Origin of the sequence: Pseudomonas sp. BGI-2, assembly GCF_004310295.1 — a bacterium.
Classification (GTDB): Bacteria; Pseudomonadota; Gammaproteobacteria; order Pseudomonadales; family Pseudomonadaceae; genus Aquipseudomonas.
The window spans coordinates 135633-158660 of sequence record NZ_SISB01000006.1; the positions used below are offsets into that span (position 1 = coordinate 135633).

The following is a 23028-nucleotide window of genomic DNA, read 5'->3' on the forward strand; positions in this document are numbered from 1 at the left end:
CTGAACAGTCACTGATCCTTTTCGCAGTTCACCATCCACGACACACCGAAGCGGTCCACCAGCATGCCGAAGCGTGCCGCCCAGAAAGTGGCTTCCAATGGCATTTGAACTTTGCCTTCGTCCGATAAGGCGCCGAAGACACGCTCGGCTTCGGCAATGCTGTCGACATTCAGCGAGACCGAGCAACCGCTCATTTCATCAGTAGGACGATCAGGTGTGGTGTCCGAACCCATGATCGCCTGATCACCCACCGCCAGACGGGTATGGATGATCAGGTTGTGGTAGTCCGCGGGAAAGTGCTCGCGCGCCGGACTTTCGCCGAAGGTCATCATCATTTCGATCTGGCCTTGCAGGGCTTGCGCATAGAAGGTGAAGGCAGCTTTGCAGTCGCCGTTGAAGATGAGGTAGGGATTGATTTTCATGTTTGCTCCCGGTAACCGAGGGACTGGAGTCCCACTTTGGCCTTTGAATTGACTCCAAATAGCAAAGCGTTAGATGCGCGGTTGTGCAGAGTTTGTTTAGACGGTTTTTCTATGGAAGGGGCGGGGCTTATTGCTTCATTGATGCGTGACGACGCCGAAGACAAAGTATTTTTAACAATACTACGTGCTCTCGGCTGCCCCATGCTGCGTCTGCCCAACGGGACAAGCTATTGCGAATTTGGCAATAACATGCCCGGAGGGGCAGCTAAGCAGATGGTTTGCCTATTTTGTGGTGTTTCAATAATTGATTAAGCAGCACGCTCGTAGTCGATAATTGCTTCGGCCGCTTCCTCAGCTCCAAAAAACACGCGGGGCTCAATGCCGTCCTCCAAGCTTTGGCGCTGAAGATCTTCGAGACTTTGCTCATATTCGGTAATTAGCGCTCGATCGAATCGATCAAGTGACTTTGGCGTCCAGATGAAAAGGGTGCATTTGTCTTGAGGCGCATCGGCGATTTTGTGTTTTACAAAGTGGAGATCCCACAAGCGACTTTTGGCGCCATCGACATGGCGGCTAATCTGCTTTGAGGGTTTTATTTTTGCCAGACTAGCGACCATTTTGTTCCCGGAAAAAAATAAGCTACCCCGGGATCCCTGCATCGCTTGGGTGTGGAGTGGAAGGTTGAAACGGTCCCGTAGCCTAGGCAATATTCCAAGGACACGCTCTTGTATGTCGGAGCGAAGCTGACCCAGATTCTGTTCGTAAACGATCGGATCGTCTTCAGCGTCTTCTTCTTCAATAGCGTCGGAGTGAACTGAGGAGAGGCTTGATGTGAGGCTGCACGCCTGCTGAAGAATATGCTTCATGTTCACACCTAGACCCTTTCGGATTTTCCCAACGGAAACCCCGTGGATACCTGCTGAAAAACTGCCCTCAAAGCCGTTCTCTGCAAACTCAAGGGCTCTGTTAAGAGCCATCTCCATCATTTGCCGCATTCCTGTTGCAGAGGCTCCATACAGGCACTTTAATGCTTTTTCACTAATTGCCAGGCAACCGTCGACGCCGGTGCTCGATTTCGCAACAACCGCGATTGTCAGGCGTTCTCCCGATTGGACGATGGGCTCAAGGTAAATGGGAGCCCAATCGGCCTCATACTCTGGAAAACTTGGGAAGTCAGAAAGATCTGGAAGCATCTTGTTAGATCGCCAAACTGTTTTGTTTTACACCAAGCGCGCTATCCATTAGCACACCCATATGATGGACTCGGGACTCAAGGAATTCCACCACCCGGTCAACGTGCTCAATAGATACCTGGCAATACTCCGGCTGGCTAGCTGCCGCATATTTTCGGAAATCTGCGTCGTATATGGGGGCAGAGCTGTTCTTGAGCTTTTTGGCAGACAGGTGACGCTCGAAAACGGTGACCTCACCGATCACCATTTGCAGCAAGCGATTTTGGATGTTTTTTCCGGCCTCGGACACGGGTGAAGCTAAAGCTTCTTCATGGTCGATCAGCCAAATTGTACCGTCGGCACCGACAAGCAAATTCCGCAGATTCCTATCCGTGTTGGCGACTAGCTCGTCAAAACGATTGCTGCGTGAAGATGAGACCATTTGTTCAGGAGGTGCGAGACTTTGTCGAATTTGATAGCACGACTGACAGGAATGGCATTTGTGTCGATGCTGGCGAGGGCAATGCACTTGCCTGGTCCTCGCCCGAGTGACTCGCCTCTTGTGATGACTAGCGCGGTGAGGGGAATTGGGAGGCCAAAATACCGTCCGATTGTGGCGCTCATCGTTTCTGCGAACAAGCGCTCCGCCGGAAGGAATTTTACATAGGCATGAAGGTCGCGTTTGTATCCCTTTAGCCCGGTAATTGTCCCGTAGAACAGCGGGTGCTGACCCTTGATGTCCGGATCATCGATGGGGTCCCCCTGTAGGAAAAGTCCCAGCGGAATGTCCAAGACTTCCAGATTTGAGATCGACATCCTTTTCTACGCTTCCCTTGTCGCCTGACTTTTGATCAGCGACCTTCATTTTTAAGTAAATCCCCTGATCCGTTGGCTTCTGCCAGCAGTTGAGGGGCGGATTTTCTTGGCAAGTCATCAAGCTAACGAAACAGGGGAATGGAGCTCGCTCGCGGCTTTCTGGCTTAGAGGGAGAATGTAGAAGGTTAAGTCGTATGGCAATGTACGTTCACTTCAGGTCACAATTTTTTCGCGGTCGACCATCCACGGCCATAGGCGAGCATATGGAGAAGTCCGGCAGTGATGCGGCGACGGCCTAACCGGAGTGGTTAGCGCTGCCACTGAAGTAACGCTGGTCGTCAGGCCACCGCTCGGGCGGCAGGTGATGGGCGCAGCAAGCGTTCGACAGCACCCATCACCAGGCTTTCCAGTAACTCATCGCGCTGCGCTTCCTCCAGCGGATGCTGCGCCAGCCAGCCGGGTGCGCTGTTGAACAGGTTGGCGATGGCATGTCCCGTGGCGATCAAACCCTGTTCGCCGAGACGGGACGGGGCGCCGAGCATCTTCAGCAACGTGCGTTCGTATTGCTCGCGCAACTGGCGAACACGCGCTTGTTGCTCTTCGTTCAGGCAGCCGCTGTCGCGCTCCGCCAGGCGAAAATGCCACGGCATTTCCCGGTGCAGATTCAGGTGTACGCGGATCAGGTTCGGCAATTTGTCGCGTTTGGCCGAGGCCTTTTGATCGATGCGCCCGAGGGTCGACAGCAGTTCCTCGTAGAACTCCTCGATCAGGTCGAGCAGCAAGTGCTGCTTGCTCGGGTAATGGTGATACAACGAGCCCGGGGACAACCCCAGGCACGTTGCCAGCTCACGCATGCCGACCTGCCCGAACCCCTTGCTGGCAAACAACTCCAACACTTGGTCCCGGTACTCGGCGAAGCGCGAGCAACGCTCAGGCATAGGCATGGAAGCCACGTCCTGACTTGCGTCCCAGGTAGCCGGCGGCGACCATTTCCTTGAGCAGCGGAGCGGGGCGGTATTTGCTGTCGTTGAAACCGTCGTAGAAGGCTTCGAGAATCGCCAGCACGGTGTCCAGACCGATCAGGTCGGCCAATGCCAGCGGGCCGATGGGCTGGTTGCAGCCCAGGCGCATGCCGGCGTCGATGTCGTCGGCGCTGGCCAGCCCTTCCTGGAACACCAGAATCGCTTCATTGATCATCGGCACCAGAATCCGATTGACCACGAAGCCCGGGCGGTTGCCGGCGGTGATCGCGGTTTTGCCGAGAGTGGTGGCCATGTCCAGCGCCAAGGCGTGGGTCGCGTCGCTGGTTTGCAGGCCTCGGATCACTTCGATCAGGCCCATCACCGGCACCGGGTTGAAGAAGTGCAGGCCGATGAAGCGCTCAGGCTGGCTGACGCTGGCGGCGAGTTGAGTAATCGACAGCGACGAGGTGTTGGAGGCGATCACGCACTCGGCGCTGACCTGTGCGGCGATCTGTTGCAGCACGCGCAGTTTCAGGTCGAGGTTTTCGGTGGCGGCTTCAATCACCAGTTGCACGTTCTGGAGGCTGCTGTAATCGGTGCTGGTGCGGATTTTGTCGAGGGCGGTGAGCTTTTGCGCTTCGGTCAGGGTTTCCTTGGCGATCTGCCGGTCGAGGTTTTTGCCGACGGTGGCCAGCGCCTTTTGCAGGGCGCTTTCGGAGATGTCGAGCAAGGTCACGTTTAAACCGGCCAGCGCACAGACTTGTGCAATGCCGTTGCCCATGGTGCCCGCGCCGATCACGCCAATGTTTTGCAGATTCATGTACCCGTCCTTCCGATCAACCTTGCGATACCTTGGCCGCCGCAACGGCCGAAGGCGTACTATTGGCCGCGAGTCTAGAACCGGCAGGGCAGTTGTCCTATGCCGCAACTGTTCAACGGTGCTGGTGTTTTTTGCCATTCGGGCGATGAGGAGAGAAGCGTTCAAATGCGGGAAAAGGACTCGGTGGCGGCCTATTTCGTGCAGGCGATGATCCATTGGCAAGGGGACAATCCGCAGCGCTCGCGAGCTGCGCTGGAAGAGGCTGGCATCGACCCGGCATTGATCGAGCAGCCGACCGCACGAGTGCCGGCGAGCGCGTTTGCCGCGCTGTGGCTGATTCAGATCCGCACGTTGGACGACGAATTTTTCCGCCTCGACTCCCACGGCATGCCGCCCGGCAGCTTCGCGCTGATCTGCCGCGCCTTGATCCAGGAACCCGACCTGCACAAAGCCATGCGCCAATGCCTAGCCAACTTCGCGCTGTTCCTGCGCGACTTTCGCGGCACGCTGACCGTGCGCGGCAAACGCGCCATCATCAGCCTCGACACCCACGCGCAAAACGAAGACGCCAGCCGTTTCGGTGAAGAGACGTTTCTGGTGTTGATGATCAGCCTGTTGTGCTGGCTGGGCGGGCGGCGCATCCCCATTGACCGCGCAGATTTTCGCCATGAGCGCGTTCCCCTCAGCGATGACCGATTGCTCTGGGGCCCCAACCTGACCTTCGGCGCCGAACGCACCGAAATCGAATTCGCCAGCCACTACCTGCGCCTCCCGGTGGTCCAGGACCTGGCCTCACTGAAAGTGTTCCTGCGCACGGCGCCGCAATGGCTGGTGATCCGTTTCCGTAACCAGCATGGCCTCGCGTCACAAGTCCATCAGCGCCTGCGTAACAGCCATTACAGCCAATGGCCGACCTTGCAGGCGTTTGCCCTGGAACAACACCTGAGCCCCAGCACCTTCCGCCGCAAACTGGAACGGGAAGGGTGTTCGTATCAGGAGATCAAGGATGAAGTGCGGCGTGGGGTGGCGTTTGAGCAGTTACGTGAGAGTCGGGCGAGTATCAGCGACATTGCCGAGCAGCTGGGTTTTCAGGAGCCGAGTGCGTTTCATCGGGCGTTCAAGAAGTGGACGGGGGAGAGTCCGGGGCGGTATCGGGCGCGGTTTCAGGGTTCCCAGTGAGTGTTTTGAGCGGGCACTTTGTGGGCATACTTACTCGACTGTTTCACCATGAAAGGGTGCTTGTTTAAAACCCATCAAGGTTACGTCCTGAAAGCTACAAAACCTTGCGCCGTTGCCTACGGCTACGCCAGAATCCGCCGGCTTGTGCGCCTTGGGGCCGCTCGGTAACTTGATTCCCGTCACTGCCCTTCAGTGATCGGGTTTAGTCGCCCGCGTTAACTCAGTTGTGCGTGCATCTGTCATGCAGGTCTTTCATTCCTGTACTTGATGGTGGCTGTACGCAGGGCGCCCTCGGGCGCGCCGGATTGCTGAGTTCCCCGGTCGACTAACCTGCGTGCAGCTGCCTCCCCTTACGTTTAGTCGCAAGAGGGGTGGCACCCAATTTGGAAACTCAGCATATGTATAAGGTCACACCTAATCCGCCAGACATCGATCCGGCATCCCCGTACGAACCCGATTCAAAGAAGCTCAACGAGGCCGCCGAACGCGCCCTCGACTTCCACTTCCCGTCGAATGCCGACATTAAAGCCACCCCGCGAACACGCAGCACCCTGTTTTCCGTGGACTCCGAGGCCACGGCCGAAACCCTGGCGGTTTACTTGGTCGAGACGCTGGCCTCGGTTGATGTGATGGTCCACCAGTTGGTGGATCATCTGGAGGGTGAGTCGCGCTACGCGTTGCTGGGTATTTCCAACAGCATCATGGTGGCGGAGATCACGGCGAACCGGGTGTTGGATAAGATTGATTTGCCTAAGTAGTAGGTAACTCGTTGAGCTGTGCAGCGGTCCCATTTTTGGGGCTGCTGCGCAGCCCAACGGGGCGGTGCGGCGTTCCGCTGAATCCCCTCGCCACAGATGTTTACCGCCTGCACAGTTTTCTAGCTGACGTACCATGACGACATTGTCGTGTTCAGCGACCCTCATCTGCCGAGTTCACCAATCCATGCCTGCGGCACTTTCCCGTTTCACCTCATTGCTCGACCAGGCCCGTCGCGCCTTGCTCCTGGTCTGGGGCACTTCCCGCGGTCTGTTTCTCGGCTTGGTCCTGGCCACCCTGATCGCCGGTGTCCTCCCGGCCCTGGCCGCCTGGCTGGGCCAGCGCATCGTCGACGCAGTGGTTTTCGCCATGCAATTGCACGCGCAGCAGGGCAGTGCGCCGTTGTGGCCGGTGGTGCGTTACGTGTTGTTCGAGGCCGGCGTGCTGGCGTTGCTGTCCGGGACGCAGCGGGCGCTGTCGGTTCAGCAGTCGTTGTTGCGGGTGCAGTTGGGGCAGAAGGTCAACACGATGATTCTGGAGAAGGCCCAGACGTTGTCGCTGGTGCAGTTCGAGAATTCCGAGTTTTACGACAAGTTGGTTCGGGTGCGGCGCGAAGCGTCGACGCGGCCCTTGGCATTGGTGATGAAGTCGTTGGGGCTGATCCAGAACCTGATTGTGTTGATCAGCTTCGGCGTGTTGCTGGTGCATTTTTCGCCGTGGGCGCTGGTGTTGCTGGTGGTGGGCGCGTTGCCGGTGTTTTTCGCCGAAGCGCATTTTTCCGGGGATGCGTTCAGGCTGTTCACGCGTCGGGCGCCGGAGAGTCGGCAGCAGAACTATATCGAGACGCTGCTCTCCCATGAGGGTTACATCAAAGAGGTCAAGCTGTTCGGCTTCGCGCCGTTGCTGTTGCAGCGTTATCGCGAGACGTTCGCCCGTCTGTATACGGAAGACCGGCGGCTGACCTTGCGCCGGGATGGCTGGGGATTTGTGCTGGGGTTGCTGGGCACCGCCGCGTTTTACCTGGCCTATGCGTGGGTGGTGGTCGATACCGTCCATGGCCAAATCACTCTCGGGCAGATGACCATGTACCTGGTGCTGTTCAAGCAGGGGCAGACGGCGGTAAGCAGCAGTTTGAGCGCCATCAGCGGTCTCTACGAGGATGGGTTGTACCTGTCGAGCCTCTACGAGTACCTGGCCGAACCGGTGGTGGCCGATGCCGGGCATCTCACTATGGGGGCGGAGCCCGGTGATGGTTTGCGATTCGAGAACGTGGGTTTCCGTTATCCGGGTGCGAGTCGGGCCGCTCTGGAAGGCATCGACTTGCACCTTGTGCCGGGGCGCAGCCTGGCGCTGGTGGGGGAGAACGGCTCGGGCAAGACCACGCTGATCAAGTTGCTGACCCGTTTGTATCGTCCCGATCATGGACGCATTTTGCTCGACGGCAGCGATTTGCAGACGTGGGAAGAAGACGCGCTGCGCCGGCGCATCGGGGTGATTTTTCAGGATTACATCCGCTACCAGTTTTCCGTCGGCGAGAACATCGGTGTCGGCGATACGCTGGCGTTCAGCGATGAGCAACGCTGGAAAGCAGCGGCCACCGAAGGCATGGCTGCGCCGTTCATCGAGGGGCTTGATCGAGGCTACGCCACGCAATTGGGACGTTGGTTTGCCGGTGGCCAGGAGTTATCGGGCGGGCAGTGGCAGAAGATCGCCTTGTCCCGCGCTTACATGCGCCGTAACGCCGATATCCTGATTCTGGACGAGCCGACCTCGGCACTCGACCCTGCCGCGGAAGCGGTGGTGTTCGAGCATTTCAGCGAACACACCGAAGGCCGCATGACGTTGCTGATTTCCCACCGGTTTTCCAGCGTGCGCAATGCGGACCACATCATTGTGCTGGATCAGGGGGCGATCCTTGAGCGCGGCGATCACGACAGTCTGGTGGCGGCGGGCGGGCGCTATGCGCAGTTGTTCAACCTGCAAGCCCGGGGTTATCGCTAGGCCCGGCGATTTGCGGTGGTTTTGCTTTCATCAGGCCTTCGAGTGCCTGGCGATATTGGCTGCCACCCAGGCTCATGCTGTTGTTGTGCGTACCGCCGGGGATAAGCAACAGGCGCTTGGGTTCGCTGGCGGCATTGAACAGCTGCTGGCTGAACCGCGAGGGCATGAACGGATCGGCCAGGCCATGCACCACCAATAACGGCATGTCGATGTCGACGATCTTGTCGATGGAATCGAATTTCTGCGACAGCAGCCAGCGCACCGGCAGCCATTTCACCGGCAGGTTGCTGTCGGCCACTTGCGCCACGGCATCGCCCAGCGACGTGAAGGTTGACTCGATCACCAAACCGCGCACCGGGATCGCGCTGTGGTCCTTTTTCGCCTGCGCCGCCAGGTCAGCGGCGAGGTCGATGGCCACCGCGCCGCCGAGGGAATGGCCGTAGATCAGGCGCTTGTTGGCGTCCGGTTGCATCGCCTTGAAGCGCTCCCAAGCGACGCGGGCGTCTTCGTAAACGCTGGCTTCCGACGGCAGGTCACCCTTGCTCTGGCCAAAGCCGCGGTAGTCGATGGCCAGCACCGAATACCCCATCGCGCGCAATTGCTCGATGCGGGACGCCTGTCCGGTCAGGTTCCAGCGCACACCGTGCAAATACAGGATCGAGGGCGCATCGCGACGCGCGGCCGGCCACCACCAGGCATGCAGGTTTTGCCCGGGCTTGAAGCCGGCAGGCTTGATATCGAATTCCTGAACGTCCTTTGGCAAACCGCGATACCAGCCGGCGGTGCCCGGCTCGATGCGGAACAGCAGCTCGCGTTCCTTGTATTTGAGTACGCCGCAACCCACGGGCAAGCCGACGACCAGCGCGGCCATGCACAGCCATGGCAGCCATGGCAGCCAGCGTCGGCTGATGCGGCTCATCAAGTTTGAAAACATGCAAAGGTCCGGAGGATGAAAAGGAAAGTTCGGGTTTTAACAGATGCGTGGGGGAGATGGGGATTAATTCGACAGTCGTGTATTACCCGATAACTAATGTGGGAGCGGCGGTGCGGCGATCCGACTTGTTCGCGAAAGCGGAGTGTCAGTCACCTCAATGCTGGATGTGCCGACGCCTTCGCGAGCAAGCCCACAATGGAATGCGTCCCCCTGTGGGAGCGAGCTTGCTCCGGGCGGCGTTCCGACGATGGGGCCATTCCTGCCTACGCATCTTCAAAGCTGTGCGCAAAGCCATTCGTCTTTGCTTCAACCTGGAAAACTGCCTGCTCACCGACGCCGAAAAGGTGCAGGCCTGCGAGATCTGCCGTGAACTGAAAGTTGCGTTCGTCAAAACATCCACCGGTTTCAGCCGCAGCGGCGCCACCGTGGAAGATGTTGCGCTGATGCGCCGCACCGTCGGACCTGACATCGGCGTCAAGGCCTCCGGTGGCGTGCGCGACTACCCGACCGCCCTGGCGATGATCGAAGCCGGCGCCACACGACTGGCCACCAGCTCAGGCATCGCGATCATCGGCGGCGCACTAGCGGCAGGCGAGGGTTACTGATCAGTCCACCTGCAACACAATCTTGCCGATGTGATCGCCGGCTTCCATCCGCGCATGGGCCTGCGCCGCCTCGGTGTACGGGTAAACCTTGTCGATCATCGGCAGGCAACGCCCGGCGGCGAGTACGGGCCACACGTATTCACGCAGCTGTTCGGCGATCGAGGCTTTTTCTTCCCGTGTGCGTGAGCGCATCAGGGAGCCGGTGATCGTCGCGCGCTTGCCCAGGATTGCCATCAGATCGACGTCTTTGGCGTGGGCGCCGCCGAGAAAGCCCAGCATCACCAGGCGACCTTCCATGCCCAGTGCCGCGATGTTCTGATTCAGGTACGAGCCGCCCATGATGTCGAGGATCACGTTGACGCCTTTGGCGGCGGTTTTTTCCGCGATGACCTGGACGAAATCCTGGTCGCGGTAGTTGATCGCCTCGGCGCCCAACTGACGGATCGCCGCACACTTTTCCTCACTGCCCGCCGTGGCGAACGCCTTGACGCCGAATTCGCGGCAGAGCATCAGCGCGGTGGTGCCGATGCCGCTGGTGCCACCGTGAATCAGCGCGCGCTGGCCTTTGCTGGCGCCGCCCATGTCGAACAGATTGGCCCACACCGTGAAGAAGGTTTCCGGGACTGCCGCTGCGTGCACCCAATCCATGCCATCAGGAATCGGCAGCGTCTGGCTGGCCGGCGCGACGCAATATTGCGCGTAACCGCCGCCATTGGTCAGCGCGCAGACGTTGTCGCCGACGATGAATTCGCTGACGCCAGCGCCGATCGCCACCACTTCACCGGCCACTTCCAGCCCGGGAATCGGGCTCATGCCGGGTTTCATCGGGTACTTGCCAGTGCGTTGAATCACATCGGGACGATTGACCCCGGCGGCGTGCACGCGAATCAACACTTCGCCCGCGCCGGCCGTTGGCACCGGCTCCTGGCGCGGCTTCAACACCTCCGGGCCACCGGGCTCGGTGATTTCAATCAGGGTCATGGTGTGGGGGAGCGTCATGTTGAAGTCCTGTTGAGAAGTGTTCAGTAAGTGGGACCGCGTCTTCATGGGCAGCTCACTGCAATCAGTTGATGGCGACGATTTAGCAAACGCATGGCCTGTTCCAGCAACAGTGCAACCACAATGGCGCCCGCCGCAATCACAAACAACAACCCATGATTACCACCGCTGGCATTGAACAGCGCTGAATTAGGCTGGCGGCGCCGAGGTAAACCACGTCGCTGGCGGAACCAGTGTGCCTGGATCAATGAGGGGATCAGCTGCGTGTAGGCAAACCGCGCCAGGCTGGCGCTGAGGCCGGCGAAGATAGGCAGCCAGATCGCGCTGCGCGGGGTGGGCGATGTGCTGTGCATGGGAAACGTCCTGAGAGGTTTTACGCTTGGCCTCCAGACTATCCCGAACGCTTGATGCAGTAACGCAGCGATTTTGCGTTATGGTGATGCGAATATGCATCGGCAGGTAAACCGTATGAATTGGGATGACGCACGGGTGTTTCTGGCGGTGTGCCGAGAGTCGACGCTCAGGGGCGCGGCGCGTGTGCTGGGAGTTGATCAGGCCACCGTCGGCCGACGGATCACGGCGCTGGAAAAGTCATTGAGTGCGACGCTGTTTCTGCGCACCTCTGAAGGCTATGCGCTGACAGCCGTGGGTGAGGCGGCGCTGACGGCCGTGGAAAAAATGGAGCACTCGGCGCTGGAACTGGAGCGCCAGATTCAGGGGCTCGACGATCGACTGACCGGGCTGGTACGGGTCAGCACCACCGACTCCATGGCCATCGACTTCCTGATCCCGGCCATTGCCCGCTTGCATGCACAGCACCCCAACGTGCGCGTGCAACTGGACGCCTCCACGCAGATTCTCAGCCTGGCGAAACGCGAAGCCGACATCGCCGTGCGCAATACCCGGCCGGACAACCCGGACCTGATTGCCCGCCGCATCGCGCGCTGGCCGGTGGGGCTGTTTGCCGCTCAAGACTATGTGGATGCCCATGGCGTGCCGGCGCAAGGCTCGGCGTTCGAGGGGCATGATCTGGTGGTGTATCAGCCGTATCTGCAGGGCAACAAAGACCTGACGCTGGTTTCGGAACCGTTGGGTTGCGGACGGATCGTGGCCAGTCTGAGTTCCAGTCTGCTGGTGCGCCGATCGATTGCTGCCGGGCTCGGGGTCGGGGAAATTCCGGTGTACATGGGGGAGAGGGACGGGCTGGTCAGGCTGTGGCCGGAGCGCACGCGACCGGTGCCGTATGACGTGTGGCTGGTGACTCATGCGGACTTGCGGCATACCGCCCGGGTTCGTGCGGTCCTCGATGAAATTGTCGCGGTGTTTTCCGGTACCGGCGAATAAAAATGTGGTCGGTCAAGGCGCAGAACCTGTGGGAGCGAGCTTGCTCGCGATTGCTGATTAACATTCAACAAAGATGTTGAATGTCAGGCCGCTATCGCGAGCAAGCTCGCTCCCACAGAAAAGCCCCCTCGCTTCAAGCTTTGTGCACGCCGTCTTATGGCATTTCCGGCAGTTCTTGCGGGCGCAAATCGAACACCAGCACTTCGGCATCCACGCCATTGCTCAACGCCAGCACCTGCTCATCACGAACCCGCACCCCATCGCCTTCCTGCAACTGCACGCCGTTGAGTTCGACGCTGCCACGGACCACATGCACGTAGGCGTAGCGATTGGCGGCCAGTTCCAGCGTGGCGCTTTCCTTGCCGTCGATCAGCGCGGCATACACCCGTGCGTCCTGACGCACCTTCAGCGAACCCTTGGCCCCGTCGGGGGAGATGATCAGGTGCAGGCGCCCGCGTTTTTTCTGGGGGCTGAAGTGCTCTTGCTGATAACGCGGTTTGGCGCCGCTGACTTCCGGCACAATCCAGATTTGCAAAAAGTGCACCGGCCGCGTGGCCGAATGGTTGTATTCGCTGTGCGCCACGCCGCTGCCGGCGCTCATCAATTGCACGTCACCGGGGCGGATCACCGAACCGGTGCCCAACGTGTCCTTGTGTTCCAGGGCACCTTCGAGCACATAGGAGAAAATCTCCATGTCGCGGTGCGGGTGCTGGCCGAAACCTTTACCGGCCGCCACGCGGTCATCGTTGATCACCAGCAAGTCGGAAAAACCCTGCTCTTTCGGGTTGCGGTAGTTAGCGAAGGAAAAGGTATGGAACGACTTCAACCAACCGTGATTGGCGGCGCCGCGATCGGAGGCTTTGCGAAGGGTCAGCATGATGAAATCTCCTGTGGGGACGTTGATTCGTCCGAGTGAGGAGAAGGTTAATGGTTACTGATGGATGCAATAAGTAGATGGAAATTGAAATACTGTCTCCTTCGGGTTGACAGTAATCTTCGCGCGATTGCGTATTCTTATCCGACGCCGGCGCCACACTTGGCCATAATGCACAGCACCCCTCTAATGCCGGACACAAAACCCTGTAGGAGCGTAATGCTGCTCACTTAAGCGCGACCCCTCCTACATCTGTGGTGACGGGGCTCTTGTGGCATGGGGGGTTTACCTGTGGCGAGGGGGCTTTTGTGGCGAGGGGATTTAGCGAAACGTCGCACCGCCCCGTTGGGCTGAGAAGCGGCCCCCAGCGTCCATTCTGACAGACCGAGTTGTCCGGATTTACGACTGCTGCGCAGCCGAACGGGGCGGTGCGACGTTTCGCTAAATCCCCTCGCCACAGATAAATCCCCTCACCATAGATAAGCCCCCTCACCACAGGTTTATGCTCGGCTGAACATTGTCTTAAGTGAACAGCATTTTGTAGGAGCGAGGCATGCCCGCGATATAGGTGGGTGATTCAGCAAAATGCTGTCTGACATGACGCCATCGCGAGCAGGCTCGCTCCCACAGGGATTTATAGTGGTCTTGTGATCAGTGACTGTCAGGTCCTTTTGTCATCGCCTGGCTCGCCACCCACATGCACGCCGCGGTCGTCGCCAACTTCACCGGAACGATGCACACCGCGGTCGTCGCCGACTTCTCCCGTACGATGAACGCCGCGGTCGTCACCGATTTCGCCAGCGCGATGCACGCCGTGGTCATCGCCGACTTCACCGGAACGATGCACGCCGTGGTCGTCACCGATTTCGCCAGCGCGATGCACGCCGTGGTCATCGCCGACTTCACCGGAACGATGCACGCCGTGGTCATCGCCGATTTCACCGGAACGATGAACCCCATGATCGTCACCCGGTTCGGCGTGTGTGCCACTGCGACCGGAGGAGGATGAGGCTGAGTTGCCGGAATGTCCCGAACCATGGTCGCTGCCGCTGTGACCGCTGCCGCTATTGCCGCTATTGCCGCCACTGCCGCTTCCACTGTGGCCGCCGCCATTGCCACCACTGCCGCTTCCACCGTGACCACCACCGTTGCCGCCGCCCCCGCTTCCACCATCCTTGGCCTGGGCACTCGACATTCCGGACAGGCTGTCCGGGATCAATACGGTAGACGCCGACAGAACTGCGCCAATAGCTACTGCAAGTAAAAGCTTGTTGATGTGCATGTCGTTCTCCGTCTACTTATTCAGGTTGGAACGTTGATGAACAATGCAACTTGCTGCTCGATTCAATGGGTGAACACCGCAGCGCGCTGATTAATTCAGTTGCAACATGGATGAACGATGAACGGTACGACTCGACCTTGTTCCAGAGGTCAGTGAATACTCGAGGCCAGCTCGAAGATCGGGATGTACATCAGGATCACGATGACCCCGATCAGCAGGCCGATGAAGGTCATGAGCAAGGGTTCGAACAGCCGCACGAACCATTCGATCCAGCGGCTGATTTCTTCGTCGTAGAAGTCGGCGCTGCGTTCCATCATCTGCCCGAGGTTGCCGGACTGTTCGCCGGCGCGCAGCAAGCGCAGGGACACTGGGGTCACCAGGTGATTGAGTTCCAGCGCGGCCGACAGCGATTGCCCCTCGCGCACCCGTTCGCACGCCTGGTCCAGGCGCACGCGGGAGGCAGGGGTGAGCAGGCCGCGAACCATGCCCATGGCGGTGACAAGAGGGATGCCGCCCTGCAGCAGAATCCCCAGGGAACGATAAAAGCGCGCCAGTTCGTACATGAAGATGCGTTGATGGACCGCAGGGAGTTTTTCGATCACCCGGTCGACGCCCCGGCGAAAGGCCGGTTGGCGCTGAAGGAAGCCGAGGGCGACGATGATCGCCGCCAATGTGCCGAAGAATTCGCCCTGGTGGGCGTGAAGGAACATCCCGCAGCTCATCAGCACTTGCGACAGCCACGGCAGGTTTGACCCCAGCCCTTCGAACACGAGGCTGAAGCGCGGCACCACATAACCCATTAAAAACAACACCACGCCACCGCCCACCACCAGCAACAGCAGGGGGTAGATCGAAGCGCTGACGATTTTTTGCCGGACCTCGTCCATGCGCTGGCGATAGCTGACATAGCGGCCCAGGGCATCGCCCACGGCGCCGGTTTTTTCGCTGGACTGCACCAGTGCGACGTAGAGAGGAGGGAACACCGCCGACAGCTGGGCCAACGCCTGGGAGAACGATTTTCCTTCGTACAGCAGGCGTACCAGTTCGCTCAAGGTTTTACGGGCCTGTGGCGCGTTCTCTTTTTCCGCGAGGCTTTCCAGCGCATCGATCAACGGCAGGCCCGCATTGATCAAGGTGGTCAGTTCCTGGCTGAACAACACCAGGTTGAAGGTCTCGCGCTTTTGTAAACGCAACGCGCGCCAGTGTCGCTCGGCGTGCAGGCTGACCACCCGCAAGCCCTGGTCTTCGACGATGCGCCGGGCTTCGCTGTCCCCTTGGGCCTCGACGGTCATCGAGACCACGCCGGCCTTGCCCACGGCCTTGAGATGAAAGCGCATGGTCGCCACCCCCGTCATTGCCAGCTGGTGACTTCGGCGTTTTCGCCTTCGCCGCCGGGTTGGCCGTCCTTGCCCATGGACAGCAGATCGTATTCGCCGTTTTCGCCGGGGTAGCGGTAGTTGTAGTTACGGCCCCATGGATCCTGCGGCAGTTTCTTCTGCAAATAAGGACCGGTCCATTTGGTTTCATCGCTGGGCGCCGTGACCAGCGCCTGCAAACCCTGTTCGGTCGACGGGTAATGGCCGACCTCCAGACGGTACAGATCCAGCGCCTTGCCCAGGCCTTCGATTTGCGCCTTGGCCACCTTCACTTCGGAGCGGCCCAGTTGGGCGAAATACTTTGGCGCGACGATGCCGGCCAACAGCCCCAGCACCACCAGCACCACCAACAGTTCGAGCAGGGTGAACCCGCTTTGAATACGCGGGGCGGAACGCAAACGCTGATTCATGATGGCCTCACACAGTCGGCAGAAGGGTCGCCCTGAAGGCGTATGCAATTGCCATGCTCACCCCCGGACATCCTGCTGCAACCCCTGTATTACGGGCTTTTGTGCTTTCGGCACAGTGCTTGCGTAAGGCTTGTTTACTACCGGCCATTGGGGCAATACCCCCATTTTTCGGGGCCGGGCAGGGGAGGCAAAATAATGAAAACACTCACCACTGGACTGCTCGGCTGTTTACTGCTGACGAGCGTCGCACAGGCCGATGTGTTCGTTTCCGTGGACGCCAAGGGCAGCTACGTACTGTCCAATGTTCACCGTCCCGGCCGCACCTATGAACGGGTCATTCACGAGCCCCAATCCTCGCTGGTCGGCCTCGATCAGCAGCCCCAGATGATTGCCAGACAGCCTTATGCAGAGCTGGTTTCGGCGGCCGCCACGGCCAACGAATTGCCGGCGGCGTTGTTGCACGCCGTCATCCGGGAAGAGTCGCGCTACAACTCGGACGCGACCTCCCCCAAAGGCGCCGGCGGGCTGATGCAGTTGATGCCCGATACCGCGCGGGAAATGGGCGTGAAGAATGTCTATGACCCGAAAGCCAACATTCAGGGCGGCGCCAAATACCTCAAGCGCCTGATGACCCTGTTCGACAACGACATCACCCTCGCCGTAGCCGCCTACAACGCCGGGCCACAAGCGGTGTTGAGCCGTGGCGGGGTGATCCCGCCGTTCGCCGAAACCCAGCGTTATGTGCCCAGCGTATTGCGTCAGTACCGCCGCTTGCAGGGCCTGGCCATGGATGCCCCGTTGTGATTGGCGAGTGTGGGGCACGTCCCCCAATAGTGGGGCAACAAGGACTGGGCCGAAAAGTGGGGAATAAGTGGGGAATATCCCCCGAGTTGTTAAATCGTTGCTGTAAACGGCTGAAAAATAAGTGAATTTTTTATGGCATGCGGATTGCTCAAGGCATTTGTCGAGAGTTATTCCCTGTGAGCGCCCACAGCGAGGCCCGTGATCATGACCGGCAAACCGTACGCTTCGTCCTTGTTTAAAATTGCGCTGTTAGTGGTGTCGATGTTCGGCATCGAGCTGGCCGAGGCGGCCTTGCGTTGCGAGCGCAATCTGGTGGCGAACGTCGTGGCGCTGGATCAGCCGCTGATGTTCAACCGCCTCGGCGCGCAGAACGTCAACGGCATGATGTTCGCCCTGCGCCGCGACGTGGTCGACGACCACAATGTGTCGCTGGCCCAGGGCGGCACGGCAGTGCCGGGCAAAGTCTCGCTGCGGCCCGACAAGCGTCCGCGCCCCTTGGTGTTGCGTGTGGCTGCCGGCGACTGCCTGACCATCAACCTGCAGAACCTGCTGGCGTATCAGGCCAACCCCGGCTCGCACGACAGCGGCGAGGAAGAAGAGGGCGAGATTGAAGGTGAAGTCGAAATCGGTGAGGTAGACGATTTCAAAGTCGATGAGCAGGTCGCTGACCGCCATGTCGGCTTCCAGGTCAACGGCCTGCAAGCGGTCAACAGCATCGACGACATCGCCTCGTACACCGGGCGCAACGCCAATTCGCTGGTCGCCCCCGGCGGCACCCGTTCCTACACCTTGTTTGCCGAGCGCGAAGGTGCGTTCGCCGCCAGCAGCCGTGGCGCGACCTTCGGTGGTGAAGGCGATGCGGGCAACGTTGCCAACGGCCTGTTCGGCCAAGTCGTGGTGGTGCCCAAGGGTGGCCGCAGCTATCGCAACACCGTGACCGAAGAAGAAATGCGCCTGGCCAGCGCGGGTCGCACCCCGGCCGGTCAACCGATCGTCGATTACCAGGCGCGCTACCCGCAGCGCCAGCCGTGGATCCGTGAAGGCAAGGCCGGCACGCCAATCATTAACATGGTCGACGGCAATGAAATCATTTCCAGTGAAAGCGATGCGATTGTGATGGGCAGCAACGCCGATGGCAGCTTCCCGCCGTCGACCTATCCACTGGAAGCCATCGGCAAACGCAACCCGGCGATCCCGAATCGTCTGGAGCCGTTCCGCGATTTCGCCTCGCAATTCCAGGATGAAACCGCCGCGACCCAGGCATTCCCCGCTTATTGGGCGGACCCGGTCATGGCCCACGTGCTGGAGCCGACCAGCGACTCGTTCATGATCAACTATGGCTCAGGCGGCATGGGCGCCGAGGTGGTGGCCAACCGTTTGGGCGTCGGGCCGATGCACGATTGCCTGTCCTGCGCCTATGAAGAATTTTTCCTCAGTTCGCACACCGTCGGCGACGTAGCGATGCTGGTAGACGTACCGGCCAACGCCGGCCTCGAAGGCATTCTTCCAGGGCAGGTACCGCGCGCCGATCAGATCGGGGTCAAGGCGACCATGGCGCTGTATCCGGCCGAACCGTCGAACGTCAACCACAGCTACATCGGCGACTTCGTCAAATTCCGCAACACCCACAACGGCCACGAACAGCACATCTTCCACTTGCACGGCCATCAGTGGCTGTTCAACCCCAACGACGACAATTCCGACTATGTGGATGCCCAGGGCATCGGCCCGGGTGCCGGCTACACCTATGAAATCGCCAACGGTGGGTCGGGCAACCGCAACCGCGTCGCCGGTGATGCGATCTACCACTGCCACTTCTACCCGCACTTCGCCCAAGGCATGTGGAGCATGTGGCGGGTCCACGACGTGTTTGAAGAAGGCACCAAACTCGAAGTCTCTCAACAAGGTACCGACGGTTACCACAGCGAACCTTACGCATTGCGCAGCGGCAAACCGGCGGCGGGCGCCCGGGCCTTGCCCGATGGCGAAATCATTGCCGGTACACCGATTCCTGCGGTCGTGCCGCTGCCGGGCAAAGCCATGGCGCCAATGCCAGGCAAGGTCGCGGTGGTGCCGAAAATCGGCGAAACCCTGGTCGCCGCTAACGATGACGACGATGACGACGATGAAGAAGAGGATGACGACGGCGAACATCACGGCGGCAGCGGCGGCGCTCAAGCCATCGGTTCCCTGGCCCTGGTGGATCGCAGCGAAGCCAACCGCAATGCCGACGGCAGCCTGAAAAACCCTGGCTATCCGTTCTGGATCGGCGGCATGGAAACGTCGGTCGGCCAACGTCCACCGACCCCACCGCTGGACATGCTTGACGCGGCCAAGGCCCAGTCGTTGAAAACCAGTGGTAACGCTTTGTGGGCCAACCTCGACCCGGCGCAGTCCGGTGGTTGGGACGGCGGCCTGGGGCGTCATTCCCTGGACGGTTTCTCTGCCGGTGGCGTGGCGCGGACCATTACCACGTCGCTGGATTTCTCCAAGGCAGTGACCCGCGCCAAACCGATTTACATGCCGGAAGAGGGCACCGAAGTCGAACAGGCGGCCATGGCCTTCCACGCCAAAAAAGACCATCCAAGCTTTGCTGTGCTGCCGGGCAATCAGGTGGTGGCGCGTAACTTCCGTACCAACGGCGCCTTGCCGATTGCCGGCGCGCCGTACTACGAACCGTGCATGGATGACCGGCAAAAACGCCTGACCAGCAGCGCCGGCACCGGCGAGTTTGCCAGCGGCGAACGGATCGACGGCATGTCCTACACCGGCTCCTCGGCTTTCACCGCCGACCGTCCACGGGTCTACAAAGCGGCGAACATCCAGTTCGACGCGGTGTACAACAAGGTCGGTTACCACTTCCCGCAAGCACGCATTCTCGCGCTGTGGGAAGACGCCTGGCCGGTCATCACCAAGCAGCGTCCGCCAGAGCCTTTGGTGATGCGCATGAACACCTTCGACTGTGTGCAATACCAGCAAACCAACCTGGTGCCGGCCACCTATGAAATGGACGACTATCAGGTTCGCACGCCGACCGACGTGATCGGTCAGCACATTCACCTGCCGAAATGGGACCTGACGGCCGCCGATGGTTCGGCCAACGGCTGGAACTACGAAGACGGCGTCCTTTCCCCGGGGGCTGTGCAAGAACGCATCCGCGCGATTCGCGAGTTCAACCAGTGCGAAAGCACTGATCCTCGTGACGGCACCCCGACCTGCCCGAAAGCCAAAAATCACCCGTACTTCGGTCAATTTGGCCGGGCCGACTGGGTGGGGGCGCGCACCGCGATGCAGCGCTGGTTTGTCGACCCGGTGGTGAACGCCAAAGGTGTCGACCGTGGCCTAGGGACCATTTTCACCCACGACCACCTCGGCCCATCGACTCATCAACAGATTGGTCTGTACGCCACCGTGCTGGCTGAACCGGCCGGTTCCACCTGGTTCCACGCTGAAACCGGCGAGCCGTTATACAGCGGCGCACGTCAGGACGGCGGGCCAACTTCGTGGCAAGCGGTGGTGTCCACCGGGGACATCGATGGCGACGGCAAGAACGACAGCTTCCGTGAGTTCTTCCTCGAATACAGCGACTTCCAGCACGCCTATGAAGCCGGTGTGTACGTGGGCGCCGGCCCGAACGGCGTGCCTGATCCGCAAGCCTTCCCGGCCACCGCCGACAGCTTCCGTTACGCCATCAACCCGCCGATGCGCAATAACGCCAGCACCTTGCTCGACGGCATCATCGAAGTGCAGGGCGGCATGGTGCCGGGTTGTCCGACTCGGCCATGCCCACAGGCGATCTCGGTCGATGACCCCGGCATGTTTGTGGTCAATTACCGCAACGAACCGCTGGCCCTGCGGGTGTACGACCCGAACAAGGTCGGCCCGGACGGCAAGCGCGGCATGCAGGCGGATGGCCTTGGCGGCGACCTGGCGTACGCCATGCAAAGCCGTACCGACCGCGCCATCCCGGCGATGAACCTGGCACCGAACCTGGTCACCGCAGCCACGGGGCCAACCGGCGGCATTACGCTGTTCCCGCCGCACGTCAACCGAGGCGGCGCGGAACCGGGTGACCCGTTCACCCCGATGTTGCGCACCTACACCGGTGACAACGTGCGGCTGCGGGTGCATGCCGGCGGTCACGAAGAAGAGCACAACGTGACCCTGCACGGCGTGAAATGGCTGCAAAGTGGTTCCGGCTTCGGCAACAGCTCCAACTCCGGCTGGCGCGCGTCGCAGATGGTCGGTATCTCCGAACAGATGGGCTTTAACGCGCCGGTCTCGATGCTCTCCAGTTCGGCGGCGACCACGGGGGATTACCTGTACTCGATGGACGCTTCCATTGAAGGTTACTGGAACGGTATCTGGGGCGTGATGCGCAACTACACGGCCCAGCGCAGCGATCTGTTCGCCGTGCCAAACAACCCCAAGCCAGCGGGCATGCGTAACACCGTGGCATTCGACGGTTCCTGCCCACGGATCAGTGCCAACCCCAATGGCATCGGCACCCGGCCGACCGTGCAACGCAACTATGAAGTGGTTGCGGCGCTGGCCAACGACATCCTGCGCAATCCGTTGAACCTGACCATCGGCGATCCGGCCGGCATCGGGCAACACGTGGGTGGGCCGTTGAATCCGGCGGGAGGCACCCTTGTGTTCAACTCGCGGCCGGTGAATATCCCTCAGGTCACCGTGGTCGATCCTGAAGATGGTGAAACCATCACCATCGGCGGGCAAAGCGGTCCGTTGCATGATCCGACTGCGATCCTGTACGTGCGCAACTCCGACCTCGATCCGGTCACCGGCAAAATGAAACCAGGTGTACCGGTGGAGCCGCTGGTATTGCGCGCAGCGGCGGGTGACTGCATCAACGTCACCCTGGAAAACCGCTTGCCCGTGATCATGCCCGACCTGACCCAGACGGCCGTGATGCAAGGGCTGGTCAAGCGAGATCGCAACAATGGCCAGGGCTCGACCATCTTCACCAACAACCTGCTGCGGCCGTCGAGCCACGTGGGGCTGCACGCGCAACTGCTGGCGTACGACATTACCAAATCCGACGGCACCAACGTCGGCGCCAACCCGATCCAGACCGTGCCACCACGCCTCGGCAACAGCGGCGCGTACCCGACCCGTACTTATCAGTACTACGCCGGGCACCTGGAGCGCGAAGGCAAACCGGTGACGCAACTGGGCCGCAGTGTCGACAACATCTATGCCACGGCGGTGGAGTTCGGTGGACTGAATATCACCCCGGCGGACCTCATCAAACAACCGCAGAAAGGCTTGGGTGGGGCGATGACCATCCTGCCGGTCGGCGCAACCTGGGTTGAGGATGCGCGTAAAACCAACGCAACGGTCACGGCGCCAGGGCAGACCACTTACCGCGATTTTGCGATGGTCTGGCAGAAAGCGTTGAACATCCGCTGGGCCAACGGTCGGCCGGTGGAAGGCATTGCCGCCGAAGGCTTCGGTGTACCGACCGATCCACAGGACAACTCGAGCATGGCCATCAACTACAAGGCCGAGCCGATTTGGTTCCGCTTCGGGTTGGCGCCGGATGCGCCGTTCGGACACGCCGACGGTGCCGGTTACGGTGATGTGCCTAACGCGCATATGGCGTACAGCAATGCGCTGACCGGGGGCGATCCTCAGACACCGGTGCTGTACGTGAAACCGGGGCAACCGTTCCGCACCCACATCATGATGCCAACCGGTGGCAGCCGCGGTACGACCTTCCAGCTTGACGGTCACGTCTGGTCGGTCAACCCGTTCCAGTCGGAGAAGAGCGATACCGGCGGTTATCCGACGAATACACCAGGGGTGGGTTCGGTGCGGTTCGGTTTCAACCCGATGTCGATGTACATCGGCGCCCGCGAAAGCATCCTGCCGGCGGCGCACTTCAGCTTCATGCACCCGAGCGCCGGGGGCAGCAATGCGATACCGGGCGATTACCTGTACCGCGACTACGGCGCCTACGGCAACACCGCCGGGCTTTGGGGGTTGCTGCGGGTGACCAATGAACCAGAGCCGGCACCGGCACCGTAGGACTGGAAGCGAGCGCAACACCTGTGGGAGCGAGCTTGCTCCGGGCGGCGTTCCGACGATGGCGGAGCGTCAGGCACATCAATGTTGAATGTGCCGGCCTCTTCGCGAGCAAGCCCGCTCCCACAGGAACAGCACCAGCCCTGTAGGAGCGAGGCTTGCCCGCGAAGGGTTCACCTCGGTTTTGACTGGTAGCGAATGACGCCTTCGCGGGCAAGTCGGACCGC

The 23028-nt window shown here is 60.4% G+C and carries 20 protein-coding genes and 1 pseudogene; 8 read left to right on the top strand and 13 right to left on the bottom strand.

The window, feature by feature from the left end; genetic code table 11:
* Positions 1-8: 8 nt before the first annotated feature.
* Entirely contained in the window at positions 9-422 is a 414-nt protein-coding gene (locus EYC95_RS06605) for a VOC family protein (protein ID WP_131059633.1), read from the bottom strand.
* A gap of 36 nt (positions 423-458) precedes the next feature.
* Between EYC95_RS06605 and EYC95_RS06610 the strand changes: the two genes are divergently transcribed.
* Entirely contained in the window at positions 459-734 is a 276-nt protein-coding gene (locus EYC95_RS06610) for a hypothetical protein (protein ID WP_131059634.1), read from the top strand.
* Here the strand turns inward: EYC95_RS06610 and EYC95_RS06615 are convergent.
* The 5 genes from EYC95_RS06615 to EYC95_RS06635 all read right to left on the bottom strand — a co-directional run bounded on the left by EYC95_RS06615 (position 731) and on the right by EYC95_RS06635 (position 4192).
* Positions 731-1615, bottom strand: a complete 885-nt coding sequence (locus EYC95_RS06615) for a hypothetical protein (RefSeq protein WP_131059635.1) — start codon at positions 1613-1615, stop codon at positions 731-733. The genes EYC95_RS06610 and EYC95_RS06615 overlap by 4 nt on opposite strands.
* A 4-nt stretch (positions 1616-1619) precedes the next feature.
* The gene (locus EYC95_RS06620) at positions 1620-1967 is read right to left on the bottom strand and encodes a hypothetical protein (RefSeq protein ID WP_131059636.1); all 348 of its coding nucleotides are present in this window, start codon (positions 1965-1967) and stop codon (positions 1620-1622) included.
* Between the two features lie 29 nt (positions 1968-1996).
* Positions 1997-2410: a hypothetical protein gene (locus EYC95_RS06625; protein ID WP_131059637.1), complete on the bottom strand. Its 414-nt coding sequence runs from the start codon at positions 2408-2410 to the stop codon at positions 1997-1999.
* Positions 2411-2748: 338 nt separating this feature from the next.
* Positions 2749-3354, bottom strand: coding sequence for a TetR/AcrR family transcriptional regulator (locus EYC95_RS06630; RefSeq protein ID WP_131059638.1), 606 nt, complete (start codon positions 3352-3354; stop codon positions 2749-2751).
* Positions 3341-4192: a 3-hydroxybutyryl-CoA dehydrogenase gene (locus tag EYC95_RS06635; protein WP_131059639.1), complete on the bottom strand. Its 852-nt coding sequence runs from the start codon at positions 4190-4192 to the stop codon at positions 3341-3343. Before EYC95_RS06635 ends, EYC95_RS06630 begins: the two co-directional genes overlap by 14 nt.
* A 165-nt stretch (positions 4193-4357) precedes the next feature.
* Here EYC95_RS06635 and EYC95_RS06640 point away from each other — a divergent pair, with 165 nt between their 5' ends.
* The 3 genes from EYC95_RS06640 (at position 4358) to EYC95_RS06650 (ending at position 8128) form a co-directional block, all read left to right on the top strand.
* A complete protein-coding gene (locus tag EYC95_RS06640; RefSeq protein ID WP_131059640.1) occupies positions 4358-5371 on the top strand; it encodes an AraC family transcriptional regulator in 1014 nt (337 codons plus the stop codon).
* Positions 5372-5769: 398 nt separating this feature from the next.
* The gene (locus tag EYC95_RS06645) at positions 5770-6129 is read left to right on the top strand and encodes a DUF6124 family protein (protein WP_131059641.1); all 360 of its coding nucleotides are present in this window, start codon (positions 5770-5772) and stop codon (positions 6127-6129) included.
* A 184-nt stretch (positions 6130-6313) separates the two neighbouring features.
* Complete coding sequence (locus EYC95_RS06650; protein WP_131059642.1) at positions 6314-8128, top strand: ABC transporter ATP-binding protein; 1815 nt, start codon at positions 6314-6316, stop codon at positions 8126-8128.
* On the opposite strand, the gene EYC95_RS06655 is transcribed toward EYC95_RS06650, so the two are convergent.
* Complete coding sequence (locus EYC95_RS06655) at positions 8100-9062, bottom strand: alpha/beta hydrolase (RefSeq protein WP_131059643.1); 963 nt, start codon at positions 9060-9062, stop codon at positions 8100-8102. The genes EYC95_RS06650 and EYC95_RS06655 overlap by 29 nt on opposite strands.
* Before the next feature lie 200 nt (positions 9063-9262).
* Here EYC95_RS06655 and deoC point away from each other — a divergent pair, with 200 nt between their 5' ends.
* Entirely contained in the window at positions 9263-9667 is a 405-nt protein-coding gene (gene deoC / locus EYC95_RS06660) for a deoxyribose-phosphate aldolase (RefSeq protein WP_256656909.1), read from the top strand.
* On the opposite strand, the gene EYC95_RS06665 is transcribed toward deoC, so the two are convergent.
* Positions 9668-10666: an NAD(P)H-quinone oxidoreductase gene (locus EYC95_RS06665; protein WP_131059644.1), complete on the bottom strand. Its 999-nt coding sequence runs from the start codon at positions 10664-10666 to the stop codon at positions 9668-9670. It lies immediately after the preceding gene.
* Between the two features lie 187 nt (positions 10667-10853).
* Positions 10854-11019: pseudogene (locus EYC95_RS30855) on the bottom strand (YbfB/YjiJ family MFS transporter); the annotation flags it as partial.
* Between the two features lie 115 nt (positions 11020-11134).
* On the opposite strand from EYC95_RS30855, the gene EYC95_RS06680 reads away from it, so the two are divergent.
* A complete protein-coding gene (locus EYC95_RS06680; RefSeq protein WP_131059645.1) occupies positions 11135-12010 on the top strand; it encodes a LysR family transcriptional regulator in 876 nt (291 codons plus the stop codon).
* A 154-nt stretch (positions 12011-12164) separates the two neighbouring features.
* Here the strand turns inward: EYC95_RS06680 and EYC95_RS06685 are convergent, their stop codons facing one another.
* The 4 genes from EYC95_RS06685 to gspG all read right to left on the bottom strand — a co-directional run bounded on the left by EYC95_RS06685 (position 12165) and on the right by gspG (position 15952).
* On the bottom strand, positions 12165-12887 hold the full coding sequence (locus EYC95_RS06685; RefSeq protein WP_131059646.1) for a pirin family protein: 723 nt from the start codon (positions 12885-12887) through the stop codon (positions 12165-12167).
* A 658-nt stretch (positions 12888-13545) separates the two neighbouring features.
* On the bottom strand, positions 13546-14166 hold the full coding sequence (locus EYC95_RS06690; protein WP_131059647.1) for a hypothetical protein: 621 nt from the start codon (positions 14164-14166) through the stop codon (positions 13546-13548).
* Between the two features lie 149 nt (positions 14167-14315).
* Positions 14316-15503 (bottom strand): type II secretion system F family protein, encoded by a 1188-nt coding sequence (locus EYC95_RS06695; protein WP_131059648.1) that lies wholly within the window; start codon positions 15501-15503, stop codon positions 14316-14318.
* Between the two features lie 14 nt (positions 15504-15517).
* Positions 15518-15952, bottom strand: a complete 435-nt coding sequence (gene gspG / locus EYC95_RS06700) for a type II secretion system major pseudopilin GspG (protein WP_131059649.1) — start codon at positions 15950-15952, stop codon at positions 15518-15520.
* A 195-nt stretch (positions 15953-16147) separates the two neighbouring features.
* On the opposite strand from gspG, the gene EYC95_RS06705 reads away from it, so the two are divergent.
* Complete coding sequence (locus EYC95_RS06705; protein WP_131059650.1) at positions 16148-16756, top strand: lytic transglycosylase domain-containing protein; 609 nt, start codon at positions 16148-16150, stop codon at positions 16754-16756.
* A 204-nt stretch (positions 16757-16960) separates the two neighbouring features.
* Positions 16961-22804, top strand: a complete 5844-nt coding sequence (gene mnxG / locus EYC95_RS06710) for a manganese-oxidizing multicopper oxidase MnxG (protein ID WP_131059651.1) — start codon at positions 16961-16963, stop codon at positions 22802-22804.
* The last annotated feature ends 224 nt before the right edge of the window (positions 22805-23028 follow it).

Bases quoted from the DNA above. Each gene is read 5' to 3' on its own strand.
- EYC95_RS06605 (WP_131059633.1), bottom strand. From the start codon at position 422: ATGAAAATCAATCCCTACCTCATCTTCAACGGCGACTGCAAAGCTGCC.
- EYC95_RS06615 (WP_131059635.1), bottom strand. From the start codon at position 1,615: ATGCTTCCAGATCTTTCTGACTTCCCAAGTTTTCCAGAGTATGAGGCC.
- EYC95_RS06625 (WP_131059637.1), bottom strand. From the start codon at position 2,410: ATGTCGATCTCAAATCTGGAAGTCTTGGACATTCCGCTGGGACTTTTC.
- EYC95_RS06630 (WP_131059638.1), bottom strand. From the start codon at position 3,354: ATGCCTATGCCTGAGCGTTGCTCGCGCTTCGCCGAGTACCGGGACCAA.
- EYC95_RS06635 (WP_131059639.1), bottom strand. From the start codon at position 4,192: ATGAATCTGCAAAACATTGGCGTGATCGGCGCGGGCACCATGGGCAAC.
- EYC95_RS06640 (WP_131059640.1), top strand. From the start codon at position 4,358: ATGCGGGAAAAGGACTCGGTGGCGGCCTATTTCGTGCAGGCGATGATC.
- EYC95_RS06645 (WP_131059641.1), top strand. From the start codon at position 5,770: ATGTATAAGGTCACACCTAATCCGCCAGACATCGATCCGGCATCCCCG.
- EYC95_RS06650 (WP_131059642.1), top strand. From the start codon at position 6,314: ATGCCTGCGGCACTTTCCCGTTTCACCTCATTGCTCGACCAGGCCCGT.
- EYC95_RS06655 (WP_131059643.1), bottom strand. From the start codon at position 9,062: ATGTTTTCAAACTTGATGAGCCGCATCAGCCGACGCTGGCTGCCATGG.
- deoC (WP_256656909.1), top strand. From the start codon at position 9,263: ATGCGTCCCCCTGTGGGAGCGAGCTTGCTCCGGGCGGCGTTCCGACGA.
- EYC95_RS06665 (WP_131059644.1), bottom strand. From the start codon at position 10,666: ATGACGCTCCCCCACACCATGACCCTGATTGAAATCACCGAGCCCGGT.
- EYC95_RS06680 (WP_131059645.1), top strand. From the start codon at position 11,135: ATGAATTGGGATGACGCACGGGTGTTTCTGGCGGTGTGCCGAGAGTCG.
- EYC95_RS06685 (WP_131059646.1), bottom strand. From the start codon at position 12,887: ATGCTGACCCTTCGCAAAGCCTCCGATCGCGGCGCCGCCAATCACGGT.
- EYC95_RS06690 (WP_131059647.1), bottom strand. From the start codon at position 14,166: ATGCACATCAACAAGCTTTTACTTGCAGTAGCTATTGGCGCAGTTCTG.
- EYC95_RS06695 (WP_131059648.1), bottom strand. From the start codon at position 15,503: ATGCGCTTTCATCTCAAGGCCGTGGGCAAGGCCGGCGTGGTCTCGATG.
- gspG (WP_131059649.1), bottom strand. From the start codon at position 15,952: ATGAATCAGCGTTTGCGTTCCGCCCCGCGTATTCAAAGCGGGTTCACC.
- EYC95_RS06705 (WP_131059650.1), top strand. From the start codon at position 16,148: ATGAAAACACTCACCACTGGACTGCTCGGCTGTTTACTGCTGACGAGC.
- mnxG (WP_131059651.1), top strand. From the start codon at position 16,961: ATGACCGGCAAACCGTACGCTTCGTCCTTGTTTAAAATTGCGCTGTTA.